This is a genomic window from Haoranjiania flava (assembly GCF_025631005.1).
Taxonomy (GTDB): domain Bacteria; phylum Bacteroidota; class Bacteroidia; order Chitinophagales; family Chitinophagaceae; genus Haoranjiania; species Haoranjiania flava.
This window is the reverse complement of the sequence record NZ_JAOTPL010000001.1, coordinates 139,438-163,574: the sequence shown is the minus strand read 5'-3', so window position 1 is coordinate 163,574 and position 24,137 is coordinate 139,438. Positions and strand designations below refer to the sequence as shown.

Below are 24,137 nucleotides of genomic sequence, written 5' to 3'. Positions count from 1 at the left end.
ATTATGGCAAATCATACGGATGCGGCGGCAGCAAAGAGAGAGGTCTGGAAGATCACGGCATACCTGTCGGTACTTACAATTGTAGAACTGGCATTGGGCTATATCATGTTCAGGCTTAACTGGCAGGACGGTACTTTTATTAAAACCTTTACCAAAGGTGTAATCATTGTTTTGATGCTCTGGAAAGCATTTTACATCATCGCTTACTTCATGCACCTGAAGTTCGAGGCCAAGTCTCTGATCAGCACTATAGCTATTCCCTCACTGCTTTTTGTCTGGTTTGTACTGGCTTTCCTGATGGATGGCGAATCTTTTAAAAATCTCCGCTCAAGATATACGCCATACCACGATGTGCATTTCAGCAAGCCCATGGATGTGCAGCCGCACGCAGAAAAGAAACCTGGAAATGCAAACCTTAACGAAGATGTACACCAATAAGTACAAACAATATATTCGGAAAAGGTTATCTTCGTAAAGGGATAACCTTTTTTAATTTAACCACAATTATTCCTAACCAAAATCTTTTTATATGATCACCGTTAAAGAAATTCTATCCAAGAAGAATAAGAAAAATATTTCCGTGGAATCTTCCATTCCCGTTGTAGAAGCCCTGCAGGTGATGGCAGACAACAATATCGGTGCCGTGCTGGTTGTAGACAATGATGAATACAAAGGCATTTTTACTGAAAGGGATTATTCACGTAAGATCGTTTTGCAGGGAAAAAACTCATCAGATACAAAAGTAGGCGATGTGTTATCAGAACATTTTCCGCAGGTGCATCCCGACAGTATTTTAGAAGAATGTATTTTGCTGATGGCAGACAACAATATCCGCTACCTGCCGGTGTTTGAGTCAGATAAACTGGCCGGCGTTATCTCTATCGGCGATGTGGTTAATACCATTATGGCCTACCAGAAGGAGACCATCAATCACCTCAAAGATTATATAGCTATGTAATTACTTTTCCGGGAATATTTCCGGCAACAGGTAGAAAATATCCCGGCCTCTTATTCTTTTCTGCAAACGTTATTCTTCTGAAACACACATGCTGTACAGGTTTCAGGAGGATATTCCTTTTTATTTTTACATACCACCCGAATACAGGAAACCACACACGCTTTGTTTAAAATATAGAAACTTTTGGCATTTATCAGCTTTACAGTAATATTGCAAAAAATTTTTCTATTATATTGGAAAATACCGGATCAACATTATGGCAAAAAATTTATTAATTGTAGAGTCGCCTGCTAAAGCTAAAACCATCGAAAAAATACTCGGGAAAGATTTCGAGGTAGTGAGTAGTTTTGGCCATATCCGTGACCTGGCTAAGGGAGATAATGGTATTGATATAGAGAAGGGCTTTCTGCCACATTATATAATTTCAGAAGACAAAACAAAGGTGGTCAAAGACCTGAAGGCCAAGGCTAAGAAAGCTGATGAGGTCTGGCTGGCTTCGGATGAGGACCGCGAAGGAGAAAGCATCAGCTGGCACTTGGCCGAAGTGCTGGGCCTTGACCCTGCCACTACCAAAAGAATTGTTTTCCACGAGATCACTAAACCTGCTATTAAAAAAGCAATTGAGCATCCGCGCACAATAGATATGAACCTGGTAGATGCACAGCAGGCAAGGCGCGTGCTGGACCGCATCGTGGGATTTGAGCTAAGCCCTGTGCTATGGCGCAAGGTGGGCATGCAGCGAAGCCTCAGCGCAGGACGCGTACAAAGTGTAGCCGTTCGCCTGATCGTGGAGCGGGAAAGAGAAATAAATACGTTTGAGCCGGTTAGCTCTTTTAAGATAGAAGGGTACTTCAACGGAGCAGACATTACCGGGAAAAAAATCAGCTTTAAAGCCGAAAGCGCTAAAAAGATCGCCGATGAAAAGGCTGCACTGGCATTCCTGGAATCCTGCAAGGATGCAGCATACAGCGTATCTAATATTGAAGTAAAGCCTGCCAGGCGATCTCCGGCAGCGCCCTTTACAACATCTACCCTGCAACAGGAAGCATCGCGCAAGCTCGGCTACGGTGTGGCTAAAACCATGCTGATAGCCCAGAGGCTGTATGAAAACGGGTACATTACTTACATGCGTACAGACAGCGTGAACCTCAGCGCCACCGCGCTGGCTGATATCCGTAAGGAAATTCAGCATTCTTACGGTGAGAAATACCACCAGGTAAGAACTTTTAAAAATAAATCTGCAGGCGCACAGGAAGCCCACGAAGCCATCAGGCCTACATATATGGCAAACCATACCATCAATGAGCCGGATATGCGCAGGCTGTACGAGCTGATCTGGAAACGCACCATTGCATCGCAGATGAGCGAAGCAGAGTTTGAAAAAACCACAGCACAGATAGCTATCTCTACCAACAAAGAACAGCTTACTGCTACCGGGGAAGTGCTGAAGTTCGATGGTTTCCTGAAAGTGTATTTAGAAGGGAAAGATGATGAAGAGGAAAGCGAAGATGAAAACAGCCTGCCGCCGCTGAAAGTAGGCCAGCAGTTAAACCTGGATAAGCTGGTAGCCACAGAGAAATTTACGCGGCCCGCGGCAAGGTATACAGAAGCATCGCTGGTAAAGAAACTGGAAGAGTTGGGTATCGGAAGACCATCTACATATGCGCCCACCATCTCTACCATCATTAAGAGAAACTATGTGGAGAAAAGGGATAAGGACGGCACGCCCCGCTCTTACCGCATGATGAAACTGACGCCGGACAATGCAATCAGGACAAAAACCGAAACAGAAGTCGTTGGCCGTGAAAAGGGAAAATTATTCCCTACAGACCTGGGCTTTGTGGTAACGGATTTTTTGATAGAACATTTTGGACAGGTAATGGATTACGGTTTTACCGCGCGCGTGGAAGAAGAATTTGACGACATTGCAGCAGGTAAAATGGTATGGAACGAAATGCTGGGGCATTTTTATACACCATTTCACAAAGATGTGCAGCATACGCTGGAAAATGCAGAAAGAGCCAAAGGAGAAAGAGAATTGGGCGTAGAAGAAAGCTCAGGAAAAAAGGTAGTTGCCCGCATGGGACGCTACGGCCCCATGATACAGATAGGAGATACCGATAGCGAGGAAAAACCAAAATTTGCATCTTTACACAAAAATCAAAGCATTGAAACCATCACGCTGGAAGAGGCGCTTGATCTCTTTAAACTCCCGCTGGAGCTGGGTGAATATGAAGGACAGGAAGTAAGCGTAAACACCGGCCGGTTCGGTCCATACGTAAAGTGGGGAGAGAATTTTATTTCCATACCACGCACCACAGACCCGTTGACAGTAGATATGGAGCAGGCCATTGAGTTTATCAATCAAAAAAAGGAAGCTGATGCGCCGGTTGCTCATTACCAGGGTAAGCCCGTGACCAAAGGCAAGGGGCGTTTTGGCCCATACCTGAAATGGGAAGAGCTTTTTATAAATGTACCGAAGGCATATGACTTCGATAACCTTACCCAAAAAGATATTGATGAACTTATATCGAAGAAAATTGAGAAAGAGGCAAAACGGTATATACAAAATTGGGAGAAAGAAAAGATAGCCATTGAGAACGGCCGCTGGGGACCGTTCATTCGCTTTGGCAAACAAATGCTCAAGCTCGGAAAAAATGCAGCAGGCGAGAAGTTTACAGAAGAAGAATTAAAAACCATCTCTCTCGAAGAAGTAAAGAAACTGATAGAAGCGCAACAGCCCGACGCATTCGCCAAAAAAGCAAAAAAAGCAGCGGTTAAAAAAGCTGCACCTAAAAAAGTAGCACCTAAAAAAGCTGCTGCTAAGAATACAGCCGCAAAAGCATCAAAGAAGTAACCAAAACAGCCGCGAAATTTCAGCGGCTGTTTTGTTGAAGGGTTTTAGCAGATTATGTACCCTGCATAATCTCTCTGAGCATTTCAGGGTTGGTAAGTACCTCAACACCATACATAGCGATTACAGCCACATAGGCAATCACAGCCAGCACGCCGATTACCAGGCCAATGATCGCGCAGATCCTGCCTGTATTTACGGTGCTCATGCTGGTGGGGGCGTAGGCTCCGGGGTTTGATGCATAAAGATGTTTGGCTTTTCCGGCCATAGATAAAGCAATGGCGCCGATGATCACACCTACGATGCCATAGCAGCAGCATGCTGTAACAATGGATACGATTCCCAGTACCAATATCGTGGTGGCATTAGGCAAAGGTGCAGGGAACGCATTGTGGCCTTCTGGTGGAAAGGCGGTGTTTTGTTGCGGCTGAAAAGTGTTCTGCGGGTTTTGTTGATTTTCCGGATACATGGTTTTAAGTGTTTAAGTGTAATGTTTTAATGAAAAAATAATGGCGACAGTTTCAGAAAATAATTGATCGTGATGATAAATGCATTGGTTATAAACATCACCAGCAATGCTTTGGCGCCATGCTGAAATTTAAAAAATAAATGAAGTAAAAGGTATCCAAACATTGCCAGTATGGGCAGCATGGCAGGGTAGTAGTGTACCGATCCGGCAATATCTCCATTCAGCAATGCGGCAATACTTCGCTGCATACCACAGCCTGTACATTCAAGCCCTGTATGTTCTTTAAAGGAACAGCTCATGTAGTTATCAGCAAGTAGATCGGCCAGTCTTTTGAACATAGATCAATAATTACAGCAAATATACGATTTGATAAACAACGCTGATGGGGACAACTAACATACCGCGATGCGCTCAGCCATGGGGCTTACGCGGTGTGTTGAAATTCCTGCTATGAAATAGCCATAAGCAATGTTGCATACCAACCGCGAATGAATAAAGGCTATTCCATGCGACCATAAAGAAAAATAAAAAAATACACATGAAATAGCCATAACAAACAATAGAAAAATTGCAGATTTTCTTTAGGCGAAAGCCGTGTCAGGTGTTTTCACCTGGCATCTTACAGTCATTAGAAGAATTGTTGGCTGGTGGCATATTGCATTTTAAAGAATGAATGAAGTGAATATTAATTTTTCAGATTTATATCAGTTTATTAAAATAATGATTATTTTGCATGTACATAAACTATTATAAACACAAAAACTACTTAATTGCTATGAATGATCAGCAAATCCCACAGGGGCAAGGTGGCTATCAGCAACAGCCACAGCAGCCTTTTTCTCAACAAAATGTGAACCCTAATTTTCAGAATACCGGTGCCGCACCTCCCAAAACCTGGTTGGTGGAATCTATTTTAGTGACCATATTTTGCTGCCTTCCTTTAGGCGTCATAGGCATCATCAATGCCAGCAAAGTGGAATCTAAATACTACGCCGGTGATGTGCAGGGTTCGCTGCAGGCGTCGCAGGAAGCTAAAAAATGGACTAAGATCGGCCTTATCTGCGGCCTGGTAGGGCTTGTATTATACGTGATCCTGATTTTCGCAGGCGTTCTTACCGGTATAGCCGGTATGGGTAGCTAATTTATATCTTACGGGATGTACAGGCATCCCGTCTTTTGCTTGTAATAGTGTTTCAATAGTCATTTTTCAAAGTAATAAGATGTATACTTCTAATGAAGGAGGTGCTCAACAGCATTACCCGCCCCCGCCCAATAGCCCGCATGCACCCTATTTGGGCCAACAGACTAATTTGCCGCGAACTCCGCCGAAAAGCTGGCTGATAGAATCAATCTTAGTTACCATTTTCTGCTGTTCTTATTTCCCTATTACCATTATTGGTATTGTATATGCCACCAAAGTAGAATCGCGTTTCTATGCCGGCGACTATGAAGGCGCGCTTGCGGCTTCCAGGGAAGCGGCCCGGTGGACCAAGATCGGTTTCTTCGGGTCGATATTGCTGGCCGTGATCATTCCGTTGATGGTGATTTTTGGTGTTATCAGCACTGCCTATTTTGCCAATGTATTCAATTAAGAAAAATTACATCTACCTCATTGCGCTTGTTGTGGCGCTGGTAGCTGGCGGATACATATATTTTAATTTTGACCCTGCTACCCATCATTACCCGCAATGCCCTACCTACAGGTATTTAAATTTTTATTGTCCCGGCTGTGGCTCGCAGCGTGCCATACACCAGTTGTTGCATTGTAATTTTGCAGGTGCTTTCCGTGCAAATGCTTTGTTCCTGTTTGCCATTCCTTATGTTGCAGTGGGCTTTGTTTTTGAAAATCAAAATATCAGGAACAAATATCCTTACTTACGTAAATTGCTGTTTGGCCAACGCGCTATCGTGATTATTTTGTGTATATTGGTAGCATATACCGTTTTCAGGAATATTGTTTAATTGATTGCCCATGCTATGTGGTGTACTTTTTAGGCCCGGGCAGCTTATGAATTCATCCTTCAACCGCTCTTAACACTTCATGATGGTGCTGAATTGTGGTTTGCGCCGTGAGATGCTTTATACAAACTTGGCCGGCTCAATCCCTTCTTCTGCAATTTTGGTCCTTCCGAATTGCTTTGGCAATATTTATTGTGCAGTCTTTTCTAAAAATGATTTGATGACGAAATGTGATTTTTATGCGTAATTTTGGTAACCTGTCACACAAACAAATCAACTATGAAGAAACTGTTGCCCCTGCTCTGCCTTGCCTTGTTTGCCTGCAATGTGCCCAGGCAAACACAAACCGCTAAAACATCCGGCAACCCGTTGTTTCCCGGGTGGTATGCCGATCCTGAAGGAATTGTTTTTGATAACACTTATTGGATTTTTCCAACATTTTCAGCTCCTTACGAGCAACAGGTTTTCTTTGATGCATTCGCATCGAAAGATTTGGTAAGCTGGCAAAAGCATGAAAAAGTTTTGGATACCGCTGCTGTAAAGTGGGCCAGGCGCGCGCTTTGGGCGCCTTCGGTCACTCATAAAAACGGGAAATATTATTTCTTCTTTGGTGCGAATGATATTCAAAGCGATCGTGAAGAAGGCGGCATAGGCGTAGCTGTTGCCGATAAGCCGGAAGGCCCGTACAAAGATTACCTGGGCAAACCGCTGATCGATAAGTTTCATAACGGCGCCCAACCAATAGACCAGTTTGTGTTTAAAGATAAGGACGGCGCCTACTACATTATCTACGGCGGGTGGCGGCATTGCAATATCGCTAAACTAAACCATGATTTTACAGGTTTTATACCATTTGCCGATGGGAAAATTTTTAAAGAAATTACACCGGAAGGGTATGTCGAAGGCCCCGTCATGTTTATGCGCAACGGAAAATATTACTTCATGTGGTCGGAAGGCGGGTGGACAGGGCCTGACTACAGCGTGGCTTATGCTATGGCCGATTCACCTTTCGGGCCGTTTAAAAGAGAGGGAAAGATATTGCAGCAGGACCCGGAAATCGGCAATGGCGCCGGGCATCATTCGGTGATCCGTGTACCGGGAAAAGACGAGTGGTATATTGTGTATCACCGCCGTCCTTCCGGGCAAACAGACGGCAATGCACGCGCTACCTGTATAGATAAAATGTATTTTGATGCAAACGGGTTTATTCTTCCTGTGGTGATGACACACTCAGGCGTTGAAGCTAACAGGCCCAGGTAAATGTTCTGCTCTGGTACTATTTTTTATTTAAAAAGTCTACTAACTTTTTTGTTGCTTTTTTGCGGTGAGAGAAAATATTCTTTTCGTCCATATTCATCTCTGCAAATGTTTTATCACTGCCATCGGGAACAAATACAGGGTCGTACCCGAAACCATTGCCGCCTCTTGCTTCCGTGGTTATGGTGCCTGTGCAGATGCCTTCAAAGAAATATTCTTTTTCATCAAGAATCAAAGAGATCACCGTTCTGAATTGCGCGCTTCTGTCTTCCTGGCCGTGCAACTCTATCAAAAGTTTCTGAATATTGCCGGCGTCATTCGCGGGCTCGCCCGCATAACGCGCGCTCTTTACACCCGGTGCACCGCCGAGTGTGTTCACTTCCAGCCCTGTGTCTTCGCTGAAGCAGTTCTTGCCCGTCATTTCAAAAATAGTTTTTGACTTGGTGGCGGCATTTTCTTGCAGCGTGTCGTAAGGTTCCGGGATATCTATATCTATGCCCGCCTGCTTTAAAGTAATTATGTCTATTTCTTCTGAAACAACTTTTCTTATTTCGTTTATCTTATTCTGGTTGTTGGTGGCAAAAATTAATTGCATGTAGTGTGATTTTAGTGTGAGCCTGGCGGGAGTAGAACCCTCTTAAATGCCGAATAGTTTTTTTAATGCTGTCCACAGGTTTCCTTTCTCCGTTTTCTGGGCGGGCGTATTGCCGTTAAGCGCTTCCAGCGGTGCGGCAAACAACAGTTTACAGCCTTCAAATGCAGATGGCGTGTACAAGGGAAATTTTACCTGTATGCCTACCTGCATTGGCGCTACGCCAAACAGGATGGCCGTTTCAGCAGACAATGCCTGTTGTATTTCGGTAAAAGCTTTGGGCGTGTGCGCTATGTTTACAATGGCTATATCTTCAGCAGTAAGGTTGCAGGCTTTTAATATGGTTAACAAGAAATTGAGTTCCGCATCGCCTAAAAATTTAGCATCGGTACCGGCAAGGACAATGGCTACTTTTTTCCTGTTGTTACCCAGCCACCAATTTTTCTCCGTATCATTTTCACTATTGGATTTTTTTTTATCTTCGTGGGGAATCACTTCTTTTTTATCCGGCGGATTTTCGTCAACAATAACGAGCCCGTTTTTAAATAAATTAGCAATAACAACGTTGGGGAGCTGATTTTCCATAATTAAACTAAAATACAAAAATAGGTTATGAGCGCCAATTTTCCAGTTACAAAAATTGCAGAAAGCAGGTTAAGGGAAGGTATGGATATTTCCTTCGGAAAAACTTTTACAGATCATATGCTGGTGGCAGATTACGCCAACGGACAATGGGGAAAAGTGGAGATCATCCCTTACCAGCCTATTCCTTTTTACCCGGCTTTGATGGCATTGCATTACGGCCAGGAAATATTTGAAGGCATCAAAGCTTACATCAATAAAAACGGCGAGACCGTGATATTCCGTCCCGACAGGAATTTTAAGAGGTTTAACGAGTCGGCAGCCAGGATGGAAATGCCGGAAGTGCCAGAAGAAATATTTTTAGGAGGCATGAAGCAGTTGATAGCGCTGGATAAAGACTGGATACCGCAGAAAGACAATCATTCCCTGTACATCCGCCCGTTTATGTTTGCTACGGATGAGTACCTGGGTGTAAGGCCCTCGCTGACTTATAAATTCATCATTATTCTAAGCCCTTCAGGGCCATACTTTGCCAAGCCTGCACGCATATTGGTAGAAGACCATTACACCCGCGCCGCTCCCGGCGGTGTAGGCAGGGCTAAGAATGCCGGCAACTACGGCGGCAGCCTGAAAGCTGCAGCAGATGCGCAAAAGAAAGGTTTTGACCAGGTGTTGTGGACCGATCCGTTTGAGCACAAATGGCTGCAGGAAGTGGGCGCCATGAACGTGATGTTTGTGTATAAAGACAAGGTGGTAACCCCATCTTTAGACGAAGGCACGGTGCTGGAAGGCGTTACCCGCGACAGTGCTATTGTTGTTTTAAGAGAAATGGGCAAATCCGTAGAAGAGCGGCCGGTAAACATTGACGAACTGGTGCAGGAGTATAAAAACGGCAACCTCACCGAAGCTTTCGGCACGGGTACGGCAGCAGTTGTTTCCATGATACAACAGCTCAGCTACCGCGATATGGATATGGAATTTGATGTGGCAAACGCACCGGTGGCTGCAGAACTGGCGCAGCGGCTGGCAGCTATCCGCACAGGTGAGGCCGAAGATGCCCATGGCTGGATTTTCAGGGTTTAAACCATTATTAGGCAGAATGCATAATATTTTTAAATTATTTTTGGTTTAAAAAAAATAATATGTACCTTTGCCGTCCAAAAAATTATTAAATAATCGTATTTTAGAATGCCTACTATACAACAATTAGTTAGAAACGGCCGTGAAATAATCAGGGCGAAAAGTAAATCAAGAGCTTTGGATGCTTGTCCTCAGCGCCGTGGCGTTTGTACACGTGTATACACTACCACTCCTAAGAAACCAAACTCAGCTTTGCGTAAGGTTGCCAAAGTGCGCCTGACCAACAAAATTGAGGTGATCGCTTACATTCCGGGAGAAGGCCACAACCTGCAGGAACACTCCATCGTGTTGATTCGCGGTGGCCGTGTGAAGGATTTGCCGGGCGTGCGTTACCACATTGTTCGCGGCAGCCTGGATACGGCAGGGGTAAAAGGCCGTAAGCAAAGCCGTTCTAAATACGGAGCTAAGAGAGAAAAAGCAGCAAAAAAATAAATTAGAATAATCAGCATACAATGAGAAAACAACAAGCTAAGAAGTTGCCATTGGCACCCGATGCACGTTTTAACGATAAATTGGTTACGCGTTTTGTAAACAACCTGATGTGGGATGGTAAGAAAAGCACTGCCATCACCATTTTCTACGATGCGATTGATAAAGTGGGCAAAATGACCAACGAAGATGGTTATGAGATTTGGAAAAAAGCTTTGGCAAACGTTACGCCTGCTGTGGAAGTAAGAAGCCGCAGGATTGGCGGCGCTACCTTCCAGATCCCTTCTGAGGTTCGTCCTGACAGGAAAATATCTTTAAGCATCAAATGGTTGATCCGTTACAGCCGCGACAGAAACGGCCGTACCATGGCTGATAAATTAGCTAACGAGATTGTTGCTGCCAGCAAGGGCGAAGGTTCTGCTTTTAAAAAGAAAGAAGATACCCACAGAATGGCTGAAGCTAACAAGGCATTCTCGCACTTCAAATTTTAATAAACTGCATTCAGATATACAAAGTCCCGGAGCTTGCGCTTCGGGACTTTTGATGTGTAGGTGATAGTGCCCTTCGAAATTTTATCATTGGGATAGAAACCGCAAAAACTACGTTTTAGAAGCAATCTTAAAATTTTGGATTTGTAATTTGGTGATTTATGTGTACTCTGTAAACGTGCAACTTTGCAGTACAATTAAAACACAAGGTACAAGGTTTCCTCAAAGAGCACCAGGCTTTTACAAGTACCGTCTTTGCGATAAACAGAAGCATAGCGGAGGTTTAGAAACAATCTAGCACTTTGGATTTGTAAAAGTGAGAGGTGAAAAGTGCGAAGGTTTTGCAATTTTAATATCCCAACTGCTCCGAAGCATTCAAGCGCGAGGGGCAGGGGAGTGGAGTAAATAAGCGCCCTTTTCGCGAAATAAATATCATTCTTTTGCCATTGCCGCAAATGAATTAAAAAGGTGTAACCCGCTTAAAGATACTGCGTGGAAGAGTAACTATTATCGGATTAAAATCTGCATGTATCTCGCTCTTCACCATGCGCTTCGCAAACATGAAAGAAGGAAATTGCTTCGCTGGTACCTCGCACGCAAAGAAATGCTTCTCTACAGTTTTAATCTGAATTAGAATGAGGGTGAGGAATAAAATACGTGCATTTCTCTCTTTGTGATACTTCCTGTCTCCATTGAGCACTTTTTGGACAAACATTTATTTTTTTGCGCAAAGGCACAATCGCCCGAAGGCGATAGAAAAGAAATCGTAGTGATAACACCAATAATAGATATTCTTACATTATTTATTTCTGCAGGATTCAAATTGTTTCTATCTATTCTTCGTCATGCACTGAGCTAACATAAGGAAGAGCAGTCTGCTATAAGTATTGAGTAGCGCTGTATAAAAGTGGATTTGTCACACTTGTAGCTGCATCACTCCGTCACATCATCACTTGATCACTTACTTCTTACCTACAAAAAAAATCCAACATTAAAATTAAAGTTGGATTTGTAAAGTTTTTTGCATAAAAACTATCCAGGTATCCTGGAGATGTATTTTTCTATGTCTTTTATCTGCTTTAAAATTTCCGGTGTTTTGGGCTTGCAGGCTTTGGCTTTTCTGAAGAAATCCTTGGCTGCACGGAACTCTCTTTTATTCATAAATATCTGGCACATGCCCAGGTAAGCCACTGCCTCGCTTTCCTTATCCGGAATGCCTACTCTGAGCGCTGCCCGGAAGTTGCTTTCCGCCTGGCGCATATCGCCGCGCTGCATAGCCATCATGCCCAGCTGCAGTTTGTTGGCGCCTTCGGCTTGCGGCATGGATGAACCTATCTGTTCGCTTTTTTTCAGCAGTTTTTCAGCAGTATCAAAATCCTGGTTCATCATAGCCAGGTTGCCTTTTAGCGTATAGTAGGTAGAGCGTATAGGTTTTATCAGCAGGTTGGGATACCAGATGGTATCCAGGATTTTATTAACTTCATCAATGTTGCCGGCTTCCATAGGCGCCTGCACCAGGCGGATAGGGCCGATAAGGAAATGAGAAACCAGCCCGATAAGCCCAAGCAGGTACAAAGGAAATACCGGCCAGAAGGAAGAAACACGCGTTACCTGCAACAGAATGCCGATAACGACTGCTAGGATACTGAGCCAGAAACGATACCTGATAATCCAGTTATAAAATTGCATATGTAATATTTTAAAAAATCCCTGAAAGCTATTGCCGGCAGGTATTTTGAGTCGTGCAAATATAACCTTCCTATTTAATAAACACAATTCTTTTCTTTTTTATGAAGTAGAAATACTAAATTTGCAACTTCATATTCAAGGTCCCGTAGTTCAATGGATAGAATAGAAGTTTCCTAAACTTTAGATACAGGTTCGATCCCTGTCGGGACTACAAATCGCACTGATCATCAGTGCGATTTTTTATTACATCCAATTTTGCTCCATGTTTTAGTAATAGTGATCTCCTTCTAAAAACAGTAGCGATTAATATGGATCAAATGGGATGAATTTCTACAACAGATAGCCTACGCATAGCGGTCGTTTTGTTTTTGGCAGACACCTTGGGAAACTGCAACTGATGAAAAATAAGCGGTTGAAAAGCTCCAGCCGCTTATTAAAAAAGTATTTTCACGCTAATGCCTAAGAAAACTTTACCTGTCAGAATAAGGAATAACGATTACAATTGCCTTCATTGTTCTAATTAATAATTTTAGTTTTTATGTTCAATTATCTTAGTAAAATTATATCGCTTTTGCAAATTATTCGTTCGAGCTCCAACTCGTAAGTAATAGGTTGTTCCTTTTTCAAGATTCGATATGGTTTGTCTGAATGTTGTTTTTAATATATCAACATCGCTAGTTGCATTTAAATTAATAATAGGGCTTTTTTTATTGTCAAATATATTAGCTCCTACATTTGGATTTTGTGAAACAAAAACACGGGTATCGATAATTTTATCTCCAACTTTATTTCTGGACAACCTATAAGATACTTCAATTGTTTGATCATTTATTGTTTTAACCGATAACTCTGAAATTGAAAGATAAGGGGTAACTATAAAATCAACAGTAGCGTTTCCATCAATATCCAATGTTTTTTTTTCAACTGGAAAGAAAGCGCCTTCAATAGGTGTAATTTCATACTTACCTTTAAAAATTCTTTTGTTATAAAATGTGCCGTCAGCCTTCCCCCAAAAATATTCTGGTTGAGGATTATCCTTATAGCTAATTTCTTTCATCATAATCCTAAATCCGTTTGGTTGTTCAGTGATAAATGATTCTCCTGTTATCTCATCTATTAATTTGCCTTGAAGAATTTCCTTAGGAATTTCGTAATTATCTATCTTATCACACGAAGATGAGATAAGTATTAGCGCTATAAAAACATAGTATAGTATCTTTTTCATTTTATAAATGTTTAATGATTAATAGCCTGGATTTTGTTGTAGATTTTCGTTTTTAGCTATCTCTCCTTCAGGAATTTTAGCATAATTAACTTTTGGATAAAAAGTATATTTACCTCCTACATATTCTTTTTTAAAAATGAATTTTTTTTCATTAAAAATATAGTATGGAGAAAGGGCCTTATATTGGCGATTATTTATTTCTTTATCAGCAATTCTCCAACGGCGTAAATCCCAATAGCTATGATTTTCGAATGCCAGTTCCATTCGTCTTTCTTTTTGAATAGACTTTTCTGTTAATTGATCTTTTGTATATAATTTAGCCCCTGCTCTATCTCTTATTTCATTTATACACTTAAGCGCATCATCTATTAGCCCAATTTGAAAAGCAGCTTCTGCTCTATTAAGAAGCACCTCTGCATAGCGCATATCAATCCACGCCTGTGTTGATCTGGAACCCAACACCTGGGATCTCTCCATTTTGGGATTTTGATATTTACGAACTAAAAATCCTGTAATGGTTGTTTCCGGATGTCCCATGCCACTTTTACCAATAATATTTTTACCATTATAAAGTGCATTAAAGTCTGCAGAAGTTTTTAATTCACCCGAAGGAAATGACGTGTATAAGCCTTTTTGAATTTCTATTGCTTCTCCTTTGAAAATATCGCCAGGTAAGATAACCGATCCTCTCAATCTTGGCTCTACATTCACAAATACATCCATCGTATTCGAAAATCTCTTAGGATCATTTTCTGGCCCTATGTCTAAAGTGCCACTATTCCCGTTGATATCATCAAACATTTCAACTAAATCCAGAGTTGGGTTTAATCTACTTGAGTAACCAGGAGCTCCTCTCATTTGATAAGGAATGTTATGTAAGTCGAAACTATGGGTTTTTTCAGGATAAATAAAGTATTCAGCAAATATTGTTTCTGGACTATTCTCATCCAAAAAAAGATTCCAATAGTTTTCAAATTTATCTGGAAATTTCCTGTACAAGCTATAACTATTTTCTAATGCTTTTGCGGACTCATAGCTGGCTTTAAAATATATTTCTGCTTGTTCTTTCGGTATTCCTAAAATATTATTTAATTGCATCGCACCATATTGAGCTATTGATCCTGCATATAAACAGGCTCTCGACTTAAGAGCATAAGCTACATATCTGTTAACCCTACCTTTTGCTATACTCTTTTCGGGTAATAATTTTATTGCCTGATCTAAATCTTCTATGATAAAGTCATAAACTTCCTTCTCGGTATTTCTAGGAACTTTCAGCTCTTCTAAACTTTGCTGCGGGTAATACTGTGGAGTTTTGATTATGGGGACACCTCCATATCTTTTTACCATTGCAAAATAATAATATCCTCTTATAAAGTATGCTTCTCCTAGCCACTGGTCAGCTTGCGCTTGGGTATAATTGTTCTTATATTTGGGGAATTCACCTATGAAATAATTTACATTTCTTACTGCGCCGTAATTCCAATTTTGGAACCAATCTCCACTTGGAGAATCATACAACATATCATTCTGAACTATAAGCATTTCTCCAGAGCAATTACCTGATGTTGGCCAGCTGAGTCTTCTGAATCCATCTTTAGTAGCACTAAAATTTTCTATTGGCAAATCATAATACAATCTGCTTAAATATGCTGTGATGCCCGACTCTGTACTAAATACATCTTTATCTTGGATGATATTCATTGGAGGCAAATCTAATTTGTTGCATGAATAAGATAACAGCGATAAAATCCCTGTTATGAATATAATTGTTACTTTCATTGTATACTTTTTAAAATGATAGATTTAAACCAATATTGTAAGTTTTGGTCAATGGATACAAATATCCGTATTGATCACTGGGATGTTCTGGGTCAAGATATTTAATACCAGTAAAAGTCAATAAGTTATAACCACTAAAATATATTTTTATATTGTTGACTCCTGTGTTGTTTAGCAGTGATTTTGGTATATTATATCCTAATTCAATAGTTTTTAATCTGATGTAGCTTGCATCCTGAACAGACCGCTCAGAATCTTTATAATTTGTACTTTCACCTCTATTGGTTGAAGGGAAGTGGCCGGGAATCCAATTACTATTTGGGTTGTTAGGGTCCGCTAAATGCCATCTATCCATAAACATATCAAGTCCGTTTCTTCCCCAGAAGAGGGGCCTTTCTAGTTGCTCAGGGTATTTAACATAACTCATGGTAGCCCCTTGAAATAAAAGCGACAATTCAACTCCTTTGTATTTGGCGCCCATTGTAATCCCGAAATTTATTTTAGGAAAACCCGTTGTTGATATGGGACGTTCGTCCAGTCCATCAATTACTCCATCTCCATTCCAATCATCATACTGGTAGTCTCCGGGCCGTAATATTGAATTTCCCTTGGCGTCTTGAATGGGAGATTTATATGCATCTTGATAGGAGGCAAACCTGCCTATATATCCTAAGCCCCACCAAATATCACTAAATCTGTTTGATGGATTATCGCGCCAGTTGCGATAAGAGTTGCCACTTTCCGCTCTTTCGATATATTTTTTCATAGTTCTGGTATATGACATATTTCCTGAAACATAATAATCAAATTTATTAATATGCATTTTGTGACTTAAGGATATTTCTAATCCGCTGGTTTGATCGCTATTCAGGTTTTCATCGGGGAGCCGCGCTCCAATTGTGCCGGGTAAACTTAAGTTTCGTTTAGCAAGTAATCCAGTTCTATTACGATTGAAATAATCAGCTTGTATGCCCAATAATCCCTTCCACATATCAAGGTCAATACCGATATCGAAGGTTTTGGCTTTGTACCATGTAATGTAAGGATTTGGAAGGCCTCTCATTCCTATAGCATTAATCCAAACGTCATTTAGCACATATCCGTCAGATGGAAAATTATAACCGGATAAAAATTGGTAGCTTGATGCATTGTCATCACCCATTAACCCGTATGAAGCTCTTATCTTTAAATTATTTACTATTGAATATATCTTTGCATTTTTAAAAAAACTTTCTTCTGAGATTCTCCAGCCTAAAGATCCTGCTGGAAAAAAACCCCATTGGTTTCCCGGAGCAAATTTTGAAGACCCATCGTACCTAAAACTAAACTCTGCAAGATATTTTGATAAATAATCGTAATTAACACGACCAACAAATCCTTTATTAGCATTTTTCCATAAATCGCCCATTCTCATATTTGCATTTTGATCTTTTGAATCTCCTGCGTATAGCTGGTCAACCGCATCCATGGATAAGAAACGTTGAGCTAAGAAATTGTCCATTGCAGAAGTTGTTTCTTCATAAAGCGCCAAAGCTGTTATATGATGTTTTTCAAAAAGGTTTTTTGTATAATTTAGTTGTAATTGTAGTGTTGTTGAAGGCTTTTCATTAAAATACCGGGTTAAGTGCGAAGGACTTTGCGCAAGGTGACTATTATATTTTTCTTTGGCTGCATCGTAGGTATAAAGAGTATATGCCTTTGCAAATTCTTTCGAAACAGAGATATAATAATCATAACTAAACATTCCACGAGCCCTCAAGCCGACTATAAAAGGTACATCGTATTCCAGCGTAAACGCAGACTGAAAATTTTTATTGTCAAACTTTTTATATCCATTTAGCTTAGCGTCAGTTATAACCAGTGGGTGATCAGCATCTGCAGCATTATAAAGATACTCGGGGTTATCATTTGCATAAATTGGCCAAAGGGGAACTTGTGTCCATATTGATTTATAAAGATACCATGCACTTCTCCATGGCTGATTTTTGGTATCTTTCATAGCAGATATGAATACTTCTGCCTTTAAATGATTTGTTAGATTTGCGCTTATATTAGATCTTACATTAAATCTGTCATAATTTAGGCTTCCACTTTTCCAAAATCCATTTTGTTTTAAATATCCAAAATTTACATAAAAATGAATTTTTTCTGAGCCCCCGTTGGCACTGATGCTATGCTGAGTTTGAGGCGCCAAATTATTTATTGCAACACTGGCCCAGTCTGTACTTTTTTTTGTCCCATTAGAGTAACTTTCAAAATCTTCTTTTTTGTATGATGGAGCCCGGCCGTTGTTGATATCATCTTCATTAATCAAAGTCATATAACTAATAGCATCTCCTGTTTTTGGTAATCCAGATGCTTGTTGCCAACCTACCGATCCTGAATATTCAAATTCTGTGCGTCCTCGCTTGCCTTTCTTAGTTGTTATCAATACAACCCCATTTGCAGCCCTCACTCCATATATAGCTGCCGATGCATCTTTTAGTATAGATATGCTTTCTATGTCATTAGGGTCAATTCTATTCATATGATCGCGCGTTACACCGTCTATAACGTATAAAGGAGACCCCATTCCTCTAATTTGTAATGAACTAACATAGGATCCGGGTTCTCCGGATTTTTGAACGACAATAACACCTGGTATTTTACCAGTAATCATATTCTGAACATTTTCATTTTTAGTTTTTAGAATTTCTTCACCACCAATTGTTGCTATGGCTCCGGTGACTGAAGTTTTAGTTTGTCTTCCATATCCTACAACCACAACATCTGCAAGACTTTTTGTGTCTTGTATGAGGATAATGTCGATGGTTTCTTTATCAGCTACAATTTCTTTGGTTAAAAAGCCTAAATAACTAATAATGAGTGTTGCATTTAGAGGTACAGCAATGGAATAATTACCATCATTATCTGTTATAACTGATTTTTTTGTTTGTTTTTCTTGAACTACGGCACCTGCCAGGGGAATACCACTGGTATCTTTTACTTGTCCGTGAACAATAATGATTTTTTCCTGAATAATTTGTTTAACATTGTCTATTCCCTTAGAATAAGACTGAGATATGCCTAAGAATAGAAGTATACAGAGAAGGTTGGTTGTCTTTAACCAACAGCCATGCTTCCTTGTTTCCTTGGATATTCTTATTGTTGTGTTTTTTTTGATAAAATACATTACTCAAAGTTTTAGGAATTAAGAATTAATTGTTGGGGGCTTCTATTTAAAATCAAATCTTCTAACATTGATATTTAATTTATATAAAATGCAGCTTCAATTTGTTTGTCATTAGAATGGCTTCCAATTGAAATATTATATCTGCCTTTTGGCACTTCAATGATGCCTAACTTTTCGTTCCATTTTTGTAAATGGTTAATTGGGATTCGAATATGGAATTCTACTTCTTTATTTTTTCTTATAGCAGACTTTTTAAAGTACCGGAGCTCTTTAATCGGCAATCGTTGCATACCTTTTTGCGGATAATGAATATAAGCCTGCGCTACTTCTTCTCCATCATATTTTCCAACATTTCTTGTTATAAAGCGGCACTCTAAAAAAGTATCTTTTATTGTATATGAGCTACGAGGTTTTTGCTTCCATTTATAAGTAAAGGATGTATAACTCAGGCCAAAGCCAAATGGATAAAGAGGCTTTTTTGTAAAGTATTTATATGTTCTATTAGACATTGAATAATTTTCAAAGTCAGGCAAATCGCTGTCATTTTTGTAGAAAGTTATGGGAAGGTGTGCCGATGGATTATACTTGCCAAATAATATATCAGCAATAGCAGTACCTGCTGCTTGTCCACCATACCATGCCTGAAGAATAGCATCAGCGTTGTTTGCTTCCCATTCAAAGCTAATTGCGCTACCAGACATGCAAATAAAAATAATGGGTGTCCCAATACTTTTAACTTGTTTCATTACATCTGTTTGCGCTTTAGGTAAAGCTATTGTAGTTCGGTCTCCACCCTTAAAACCATCTAACAGTTCTTTGCCTGCATCCCCTTCTTCTCCTTCAAGTTTAGGAGAAATGCCCCCCACATATATTACAACATCAACTTTTTTAGCAGCTTTAACTATTTTTTCGATCAAGGAATTATCAGCCTTTTCTGTACGTGAAAGGCCATCAATATGAATGATCTGTTGTTTTGAGCAATTATTCATACCCAAGAGTGGAGTAATTATTTGAGACGGAATGCCATTATAATTTCCCAGTTGTACTTCTTCATCATGAGCATTTGGGCCTATTATCAATATTTTTTTCACAGAACTTTTAAGTGGAAGGATTTGATTTTTATTTTTCAGTAGCACGATTGACTCCCTGGCTAATTGAAGCGCATGTTGCTTATGAGAAGGAGCTTCAAGTATAGAATATGGTATTTTACTATAGGGGTCTTTTTCAATGGGGTCAAACATGCCCAGTCGAAATCTTATAGTAAAAAGCCTTCTAAGAGAATTGTCGATATCTGCTTCAGAGATCAACCCTTTTTTAACTGCGTCAATAAGTGATGTGTATGCTTCAGTGCCACAATCTAAATCCGTTCCATGAAGCACTGCATCTGCTGCAGCAGACGCCTTGTCTAAATGTGTTTTGTGATTTTTATAAAAATCATCTATAGCTCCACAATCGGATGTAACATAACCGGAAAATCCCCATTTTTTCCGTAAAATATCATTCATTAATAAATCGTTTCCACAACATGGTTGACCCTGATATCTGTTGTAAGCACACATAACGCCTGATACTTTTGAGTTTAGTACTAAGTCTTGAAATGCCGGTAAATAAGTATCCCATAAATCATAAGTGCTAACAGTAACATCGAATGTATGTCTGCCAAACTCAGGTCCACTATGTACTGCATAGTGCTTTGCACAGGCCGAAGTCTTGAGCCTTAGTGAATCATTTCCTTGTAGTCCTTTTACAAAAGACTGGGCTATAGCTGAAGTTAGATAAGGGTCTTCTCCATAAGTTTCTTGCCCTCGCCCCCACCTAGGATCTCGAAATATATTGATATTTGGAGACCAAAAGGTTATTCCCTGGTACTGTTTTATACCCTTGCCCTCAGCTACTGCTTTATTGTAAATCCCTCTGGCTTCATTTGATATAATATCTCCTTCTCTTTCAATCGCCCCAGGGTTAAAGGTAGCTGCCATTGCTATAGCCTGTGGAAAAACGGTAACTTTATGCCCAGATCGTCCGACACCATGCAAACATTCATTCCACCAATTATAGCCAGGAATTCCCAACCTATTAATAGCTGTTGCATTATTTTGCATTTGAGAGATTTTTTCTTCTATTGTAAGTCGATGGATCAAATCATTTACGCGTAAATTGATAGCTAAGTCGGGATCTCTGAAGGGCATCTCATAGTCTTTTTTATTTATCTGACCTAAACACAATACTGGTAAAATAGAAAAGATCAATACGGTTTTATGAATGATGTTATATATTTTCATAAATATGCTTTTTAGTTTTTAAAAGAATTGAAAGCCATAAGAAAGTTTCATTTTTTAGTAAGATTCAATATCATCTATTCCCAATTTTTATTTAGCTGGATTCCCCATTTCAAGGATTCATTTGCCTACATCAATGATATCATAATGATCAAAAACTTATTAATTCCTTTATGTTTAATGTAGCCTTGGATGATGTATTCGTAATTTTTTAATCAAATAAAAAGTCTGTTACTTCCATAATTTTTCAATCTCCTCCAATGTTTTGCCTTTTGTTTCAGGCACCAATTTCCAAACAAACAACGCCGATAAAATGCCCATTACCCCGTAAATCCAATATGCAAAACCATGGCTGAACTTTTCGGTTAACCACAGGTTATCGTTAAGGATAGGAAATGTGAGCGATACAATCCAGTTTGCTATCCACTGCGAAGCCACAGCAATTGACAATGCGCCACGAATGGAATTAGGAAATATTTCTGAAAGTAATACCCAGCATACCGGTCCCCAGCTCATGGCAAACGAAGCCGTATATGTAAGCATAAATATGAGCGCCATTACACCTACTTTATTCATATAAAACATAGACCCTAAAGCAATCATACTCACCGCCATTCCTATTGACCCAATTATCATGAGCGGTTTTCGGCCAAACTTATCAACCGTCATAATTGCCACTACTGTAAAAATCAAATTAACTGCACCTACTATAATCGTTTGCAATAGTGAGGAATCAGTAGATGCGCCCATGTTCCTGAAAATATTTCCGGCATAATAGAGTACTACATTGATACCAACAAATTGTTGAAAAACAGACAACATAATTCCTATAAATATTACCAGAAAACCATAAGACAGCCATGGCGCATTTGTTTCATGAAGCGTTTGTTTAATATTTGACAGGATTACAGGGGCATTCTTCCTGCCATTGATTTTCTGTAATACTGTAAGCGCTTTCTCATCTTTACCTTTTAAGGCAAGATACCTGGGAGTTTCGGGAACAAAAAAAAGCAGAATAAAAAATATAACAGCAGGAATTGCTCCGGAGAAAAACATCCATCTCCAGCCTGTATGTGCTAACCATTCCTCGCTACCCTGGCGGGCAATAAAGTAGTTGACAAAATAAATAATCAACATGCCGAGTATAATAGCAAATTGATTTAGAGAGACTAATTTACCACGCTTTTCTGCAGGCGCTATTTCTGCTATATACATAGGCGAAATCATTGATGCAATGCCTACACCTATTCCACCAATTACCCGGTAAATCACAAATGAAAATAAATCAATGGTCCCAAAAAAATTAAATGCCTCCGGCCGCCAGGCACCAATAGCCGACAATAAAAATGCTGCCGCAGCAATTAATAACCCATTTTTCCTTCCCAGTTCTTTCGAAATAAACCCGGCAATAGCACCTCCTATTACACATCCTATTAATGCACTGGCTATAATAAACCCTTTTACAGCATCTACTGTGCCTTTCAGATCAGAAGCATCAGCAGGCAATGGTTTTGAAATATAATAAAACGACCAAATTCCTAATATTGCCATAGCTATGCCCGATACGGCCAGTGCCCTATTTCGTTTTACTATTTTAAATAATAAAGAACATATAACAACTAGCATCAGCAATAATGTAATAACAAGTATAACACGGTACTGGCTTATTACCTGAAGTATATTATCTACATATTTATTCTGTTCAGGGTTTCCGATGAAGAAATCTACCAGTGATTTTTCAGCACCATTTATCACTGCTGTATCATATCCGAATAAAAGTCCCCCTAACGCAGCAACCAGAGTTAAAACAGACAAGTAAAAAGAATTACCTTTTGCTGAATATGGTCTGCTACCTGGCGGATTAACAATAGTAGGCATAAATTTATATATGAGGTTAATAATATTATATGAACCTGTTAATCAGATTTTCAAGATATTCCTGTTTGCCGCTCCTTATTTTGGGTTCTCCTTTTTTAACAGCATAGTCGCGCAGGTCTTCAAGCGACAGACTGCCGTGTTCAAATTCTTTACCCTTGCCGCTATCGAATGATGCATAGCGGTTGCTGCGTATTTTTTTGTAATCAGAATTATTGAGCACATTATCTGCAATGATCAATGCACGTGCAAAACTGTCCATACCTCCTATGTGTGCATGGAACAGATCCTCGAAATCGGTGCTATTGCGGCGTATTTTAGCATCAAAATTAATACCTCCACCTTGTAAACCGCCAGCCTCAATTACAACCAGCATCGCTTCAGCCAATTCATTTATGTTATTAGGAAACTGATCTGTATCCCAGCCATTCTGGTAATCACCACGGTTCGCATCCATGCTGCCCAGCAACCTTGCGTCAGCAGCTACCTGTAACTCATGCTGAAATGTATGGCCTGCAAGTGTTGCATGGTTTACTTCGATATTAATCTTAAAATCGTTTAACAGATCATATTGTCTTAAAAAGCCTATTACGGTTTCACTATCATAATCGTATTGATGCTTACTTGGTTCACATGGTTTGGGTTCTATAAAGAAAGTCCCTGTAAACCCATTAGCGCGTGCATAATCTTTTGCTTTATGAAGGAACATGGCCAAGTGTTCCTTTTCTCTTTTCATATTTGTATTCAAAAGGCTCATATAGCCTTCGCGGCCGCCCCAGAATATGTAATTTTCCCCGCCAAGTTCTATCGTTGCATCAAGCGCAGCTTTTACCTGTGCTGCTGCGTGCGTAAGCACGTGAAAATCAGGATTGGTGGCAGCTCCATTCATATACCGCCTGTTTGAAAATAAATTAGCTGTACCCCAAAGCAGTTTCACGCCGCTTTCCGCTTGTTTTTGTTTTAAATATTTTGTGAGCGTTTGCAGCCTTTTATCATTTTCTGCAATATCGCCGGTGTAAGACACTACATCCACATCGTGAAAACAATAATAGGGTAAACCTAATTTGGTGATAAATTCAAAAGCTGCATCAGCCTTATCTTTGGCGCGCCTGATTGGATCATCTTTTTTATCCCATGGATATAAATGGGTGGGATTTCCAAAAGGGTCGGCGCCACTGTTGCAGAAGCTGTGCCAGTAGGCACATGCAAATCTTAACCAATCTTTCATTTTTTTAGCGCCTATTGTTTTATTTTCATCATACCACCTGAAAGCAAGCGGATTATCGGTTTTAGGGCCTTCATATTTGATCTGGCCGACACCTTTAAAGTACTCTGTTTTTCCCTTTGTGATTGCCATGGAAATTTTAAATTTAATTTATCAGAAATG

At 40.0% G+C, this 24,137-nt stretch carries 21 protein-coding genes and 1 tRNA gene; 11 read left to right on the top strand and 11 right to left on the bottom strand.

Annotation, left to right across the window (positions count from 1 at the left end):
* The first annotated feature begins 3 nt into the window (after positions 1 to 3).
* The 3 genes from OD355_RS00750 (at position 4) to topA (ending at position 3,815) form a co-directional block, all read left to right on the top strand.
* Entirely contained in the window at positions 4 to 438 is a 435-nt protein-coding gene (locus OD355_RS00750) for a cytochrome C oxidase subunit IV family protein (protein WP_263036525.1), read from the top strand.
* 91 nt (positions 439 to 529) lie between these two features.
* Positions 530 to 958, top strand: coding sequence for a CBS domain-containing protein (locus tag OD355_RS00745; RefSeq protein ID WP_263036524.1), 429 nt, complete (start codon positions 530 to 532; stop codon positions 956 to 958).
* Between the two features lie 256 nt (positions 959 to 1,214).
* On the top strand, positions 1,215 to 3,815 hold the full coding sequence (topA, locus tag OD355_RS00740; RefSeq protein WP_263036523.1) for a type I DNA topoisomerase: 2,601 nt from the start codon (positions 1,215 to 1,217) through the stop codon (positions 3,813 to 3,815).
* 52 nt (positions 3,816 to 3,867) lie between these two features.
* Here topA and OD355_RS00735 read toward each other — a convergent pair whose 3' ends face one another.
* Together OD355_RS00735 and OD355_RS00730 are read right to left on the bottom strand one after the other, a co-directional pair.
* Positions 3,868 to 4,281: a CCC motif membrane protein gene (locus tag OD355_RS00735; protein WP_263036522.1), complete on the bottom strand. Its 414-nt coding sequence runs from the start codon at positions 4,279 to 4,281 to the stop codon at positions 3,868 to 3,870.
* A 26-nt stretch (positions 4,282 to 4,307) separates the two neighbouring features.
* Positions 4,308 to 4,619 (bottom strand): DUF2752 domain-containing protein, encoded by a 312-nt coding sequence (locus OD355_RS00730; RefSeq protein ID WP_263036521.1) that lies wholly within the window; start codon positions 4,617 to 4,619, stop codon positions 4,308 to 4,310.
* 437 nt (positions 4,620 to 5,056) lie between these two features.
* Here OD355_RS00730 and OD355_RS00725 point away from each other — a divergent pair, with 437 nt between their 5' ends.
* The 4 genes from OD355_RS00725 to OD355_RS00710 all read left to right on the top strand — a co-directional run bounded on the left by OD355_RS00725 (position 5,057) and on the right by OD355_RS00710 (position 7,500).
* Positions 5,057 to 5,422, top strand: a complete 366-nt coding sequence (locus OD355_RS00725) for a CD225/dispanin family protein (protein WP_263036520.1) — start codon at positions 5,057 to 5,059, stop codon at positions 5,420 to 5,422.
* 79 nt (positions 5,423 to 5,501) lie between these two features.
* Positions 5,502 to 5,873, top strand: coding sequence for a CD225/dispanin family protein (locus tag OD355_RS00720; protein ID WP_263036519.1), 372 nt, complete (start codon positions 5,502 to 5,504; stop codon positions 5,871 to 5,873).
* A complete protein-coding gene (locus OD355_RS00715) occupies positions 5,860 to 6,243 on the top strand; it encodes a DUF2752 domain-containing protein (RefSeq protein ID WP_263036518.1) in 384 nt (127 codons plus the stop codon). Before OD355_RS00720 ends, OD355_RS00715 begins: the two co-directional genes overlap by 14 nt.
* A gap of 276 nt (positions 6,244 to 6,519) precedes the next feature.
* Entirely contained in the window at positions 6,520 to 7,500 is a 981-nt protein-coding gene (locus tag OD355_RS00710) for a glycoside hydrolase family 43 protein (RefSeq protein ID WP_263036517.1), read from the top strand.
* A 16-nt stretch (positions 7,501 to 7,516) separates the two neighbouring features.
* Here OD355_RS00710 and rdgB read toward each other — a convergent pair whose 3' ends face one another.
* Together rdgB and OD355_RS00700 are read right to left on the bottom strand one after the other, a co-directional pair.
* Entirely contained in the window at positions 7,517 to 8,092 is a 576-nt protein-coding gene (rdgB, locus tag OD355_RS00705) for an RdgB/HAM1 family non-canonical purine NTP pyrophosphatase (protein WP_263036516.1), read from the bottom strand.
* A 42-nt stretch (positions 8,093 to 8,134) separates the two neighbouring features.
* On the bottom strand, positions 8,135 to 8,674 hold the full coding sequence (locus OD355_RS00700) for a hypothetical protein (RefSeq protein WP_263036515.1): 540 nt from the start codon (positions 8,672 to 8,674) through the stop codon (positions 8,135 to 8,137).
* Between the two features lie 27 nt (positions 8,675 to 8,701).
* Between OD355_RS00700 and OD355_RS00695 the strand changes: the two genes are divergently transcribed.
* From OD355_RS00695 to rpsG, 3 genes are all read left to right on the top strand, one after another.
* Positions 8,702 to 9,754 (top strand): branched-chain amino acid aminotransferase, encoded by a 1,053-nt coding sequence (locus OD355_RS00695; RefSeq protein ID WP_263036514.1) that lies wholly within the window; start codon positions 8,702 to 8,704, stop codon positions 9,752 to 9,754.
* Positions 9,755 to 9,859: 105 nt separating this feature from the next.
* Positions 9,860 to 10,243 (top strand): 30S ribosomal protein S12, encoded by a 384-nt coding sequence (gene rpsL, locus OD355_RS00690; RefSeq protein WP_263036513.1) that lies wholly within the window; start codon positions 9,860 to 9,862, stop codon positions 10,241 to 10,243.
* A 20-nt stretch (positions 10,244 to 10,263) separates the two neighbouring features.
* Positions 10,264 to 10,731 (top strand): 30S ribosomal protein S7, encoded by a 468-nt coding sequence (rpsG, locus tag OD355_RS00685; RefSeq protein ID WP_263036512.1) that lies wholly within the window; start codon positions 10,264 to 10,266, stop codon positions 10,729 to 10,731.
* A 1,029-nt stretch (positions 10,732 to 11,760) separates the two neighbouring features.
* Here rpsG and OD355_RS00680 read toward each other — a convergent pair.
* Positions 11,761 to 12,417, bottom strand: a complete 657-nt coding sequence (locus OD355_RS00680; protein ID WP_263036511.1) for a tetratricopeptide repeat protein — start codon at positions 12,415 to 12,417, stop codon at positions 11,761 to 11,763.
* Between the two features lie 139 nt (positions 12,418 to 12,556).
* On the opposite strand from OD355_RS00680, the gene OD355_RS00675 reads away from it, so the two are divergent.
* A tRNA-Arg gene (locus OD355_RS00675) sits at positions 12,557 to 12,628 on the top strand.
* A 318-nt stretch (positions 12,629 to 12,946) separates the two neighbouring features.
* On the opposite strand, the gene OD355_RS00670 is transcribed toward OD355_RS00675, so the two are convergent.
* The 6 genes from OD355_RS00670 to xylA form a co-directional block, all read right to left on the bottom strand.
* Positions 12,947 to 13,642, bottom strand: coding sequence for a DUF3823 domain-containing protein (locus OD355_RS00670; protein ID WP_263036510.1), 696 nt, complete (start codon positions 13,640 to 13,642; stop codon positions 12,947 to 12,949).
* Positions 13,643 to 13,660: 18 nt separating this feature from the next.
* Entirely contained in the window at positions 13,661 to 15,424 is a 1,764-nt protein-coding gene (locus OD355_RS00665) for a RagB/SusD family nutrient uptake outer membrane protein (protein ID WP_263036509.1), read from the bottom strand.
* Positions 15,425 to 15,434: 10 nt separating this feature from the next.
* Positions 15,435 to 18,596, bottom strand: a complete 3,162-nt coding sequence (locus OD355_RS00660) for a SusC/RagA family TonB-linked outer membrane protein (RefSeq protein WP_263036508.1) — start codon at positions 18,594 to 18,596, stop codon at positions 15,435 to 15,437.
* A gap of 74 nt (positions 18,597 to 18,670) precedes the next feature.
* A complete protein-coding gene (locus tag OD355_RS00655) occupies positions 18,671 to 20,878 on the bottom strand; it encodes a glycoside hydrolase family 3 C-terminal domain-containing protein (RefSeq protein ID WP_263036507.1) in 2,208 nt (735 codons plus the stop codon).
* A gap of 228 nt (positions 20,879 to 21,106) precedes the next feature.
* Positions 21,107 to 22,753, bottom strand: coding sequence for a D-xylose transporter XylE (gene xylE / locus OD355_RS00650; protein ID WP_263036506.1), 1,647 nt, complete (start codon positions 22,751 to 22,753; stop codon positions 21,107 to 21,109).
* 25 nt (positions 22,754 to 22,778) lie between these two features.
* Entirely contained in the window at positions 22,779 to 24,107 is a 1,329-nt protein-coding gene (gene xylA / locus OD355_RS00645; RefSeq protein ID WP_263036505.1) for a xylose isomerase, read from the bottom strand.
* Between the last annotated feature and the right edge of the window lie 30 nt (positions 24,108 to 24,137).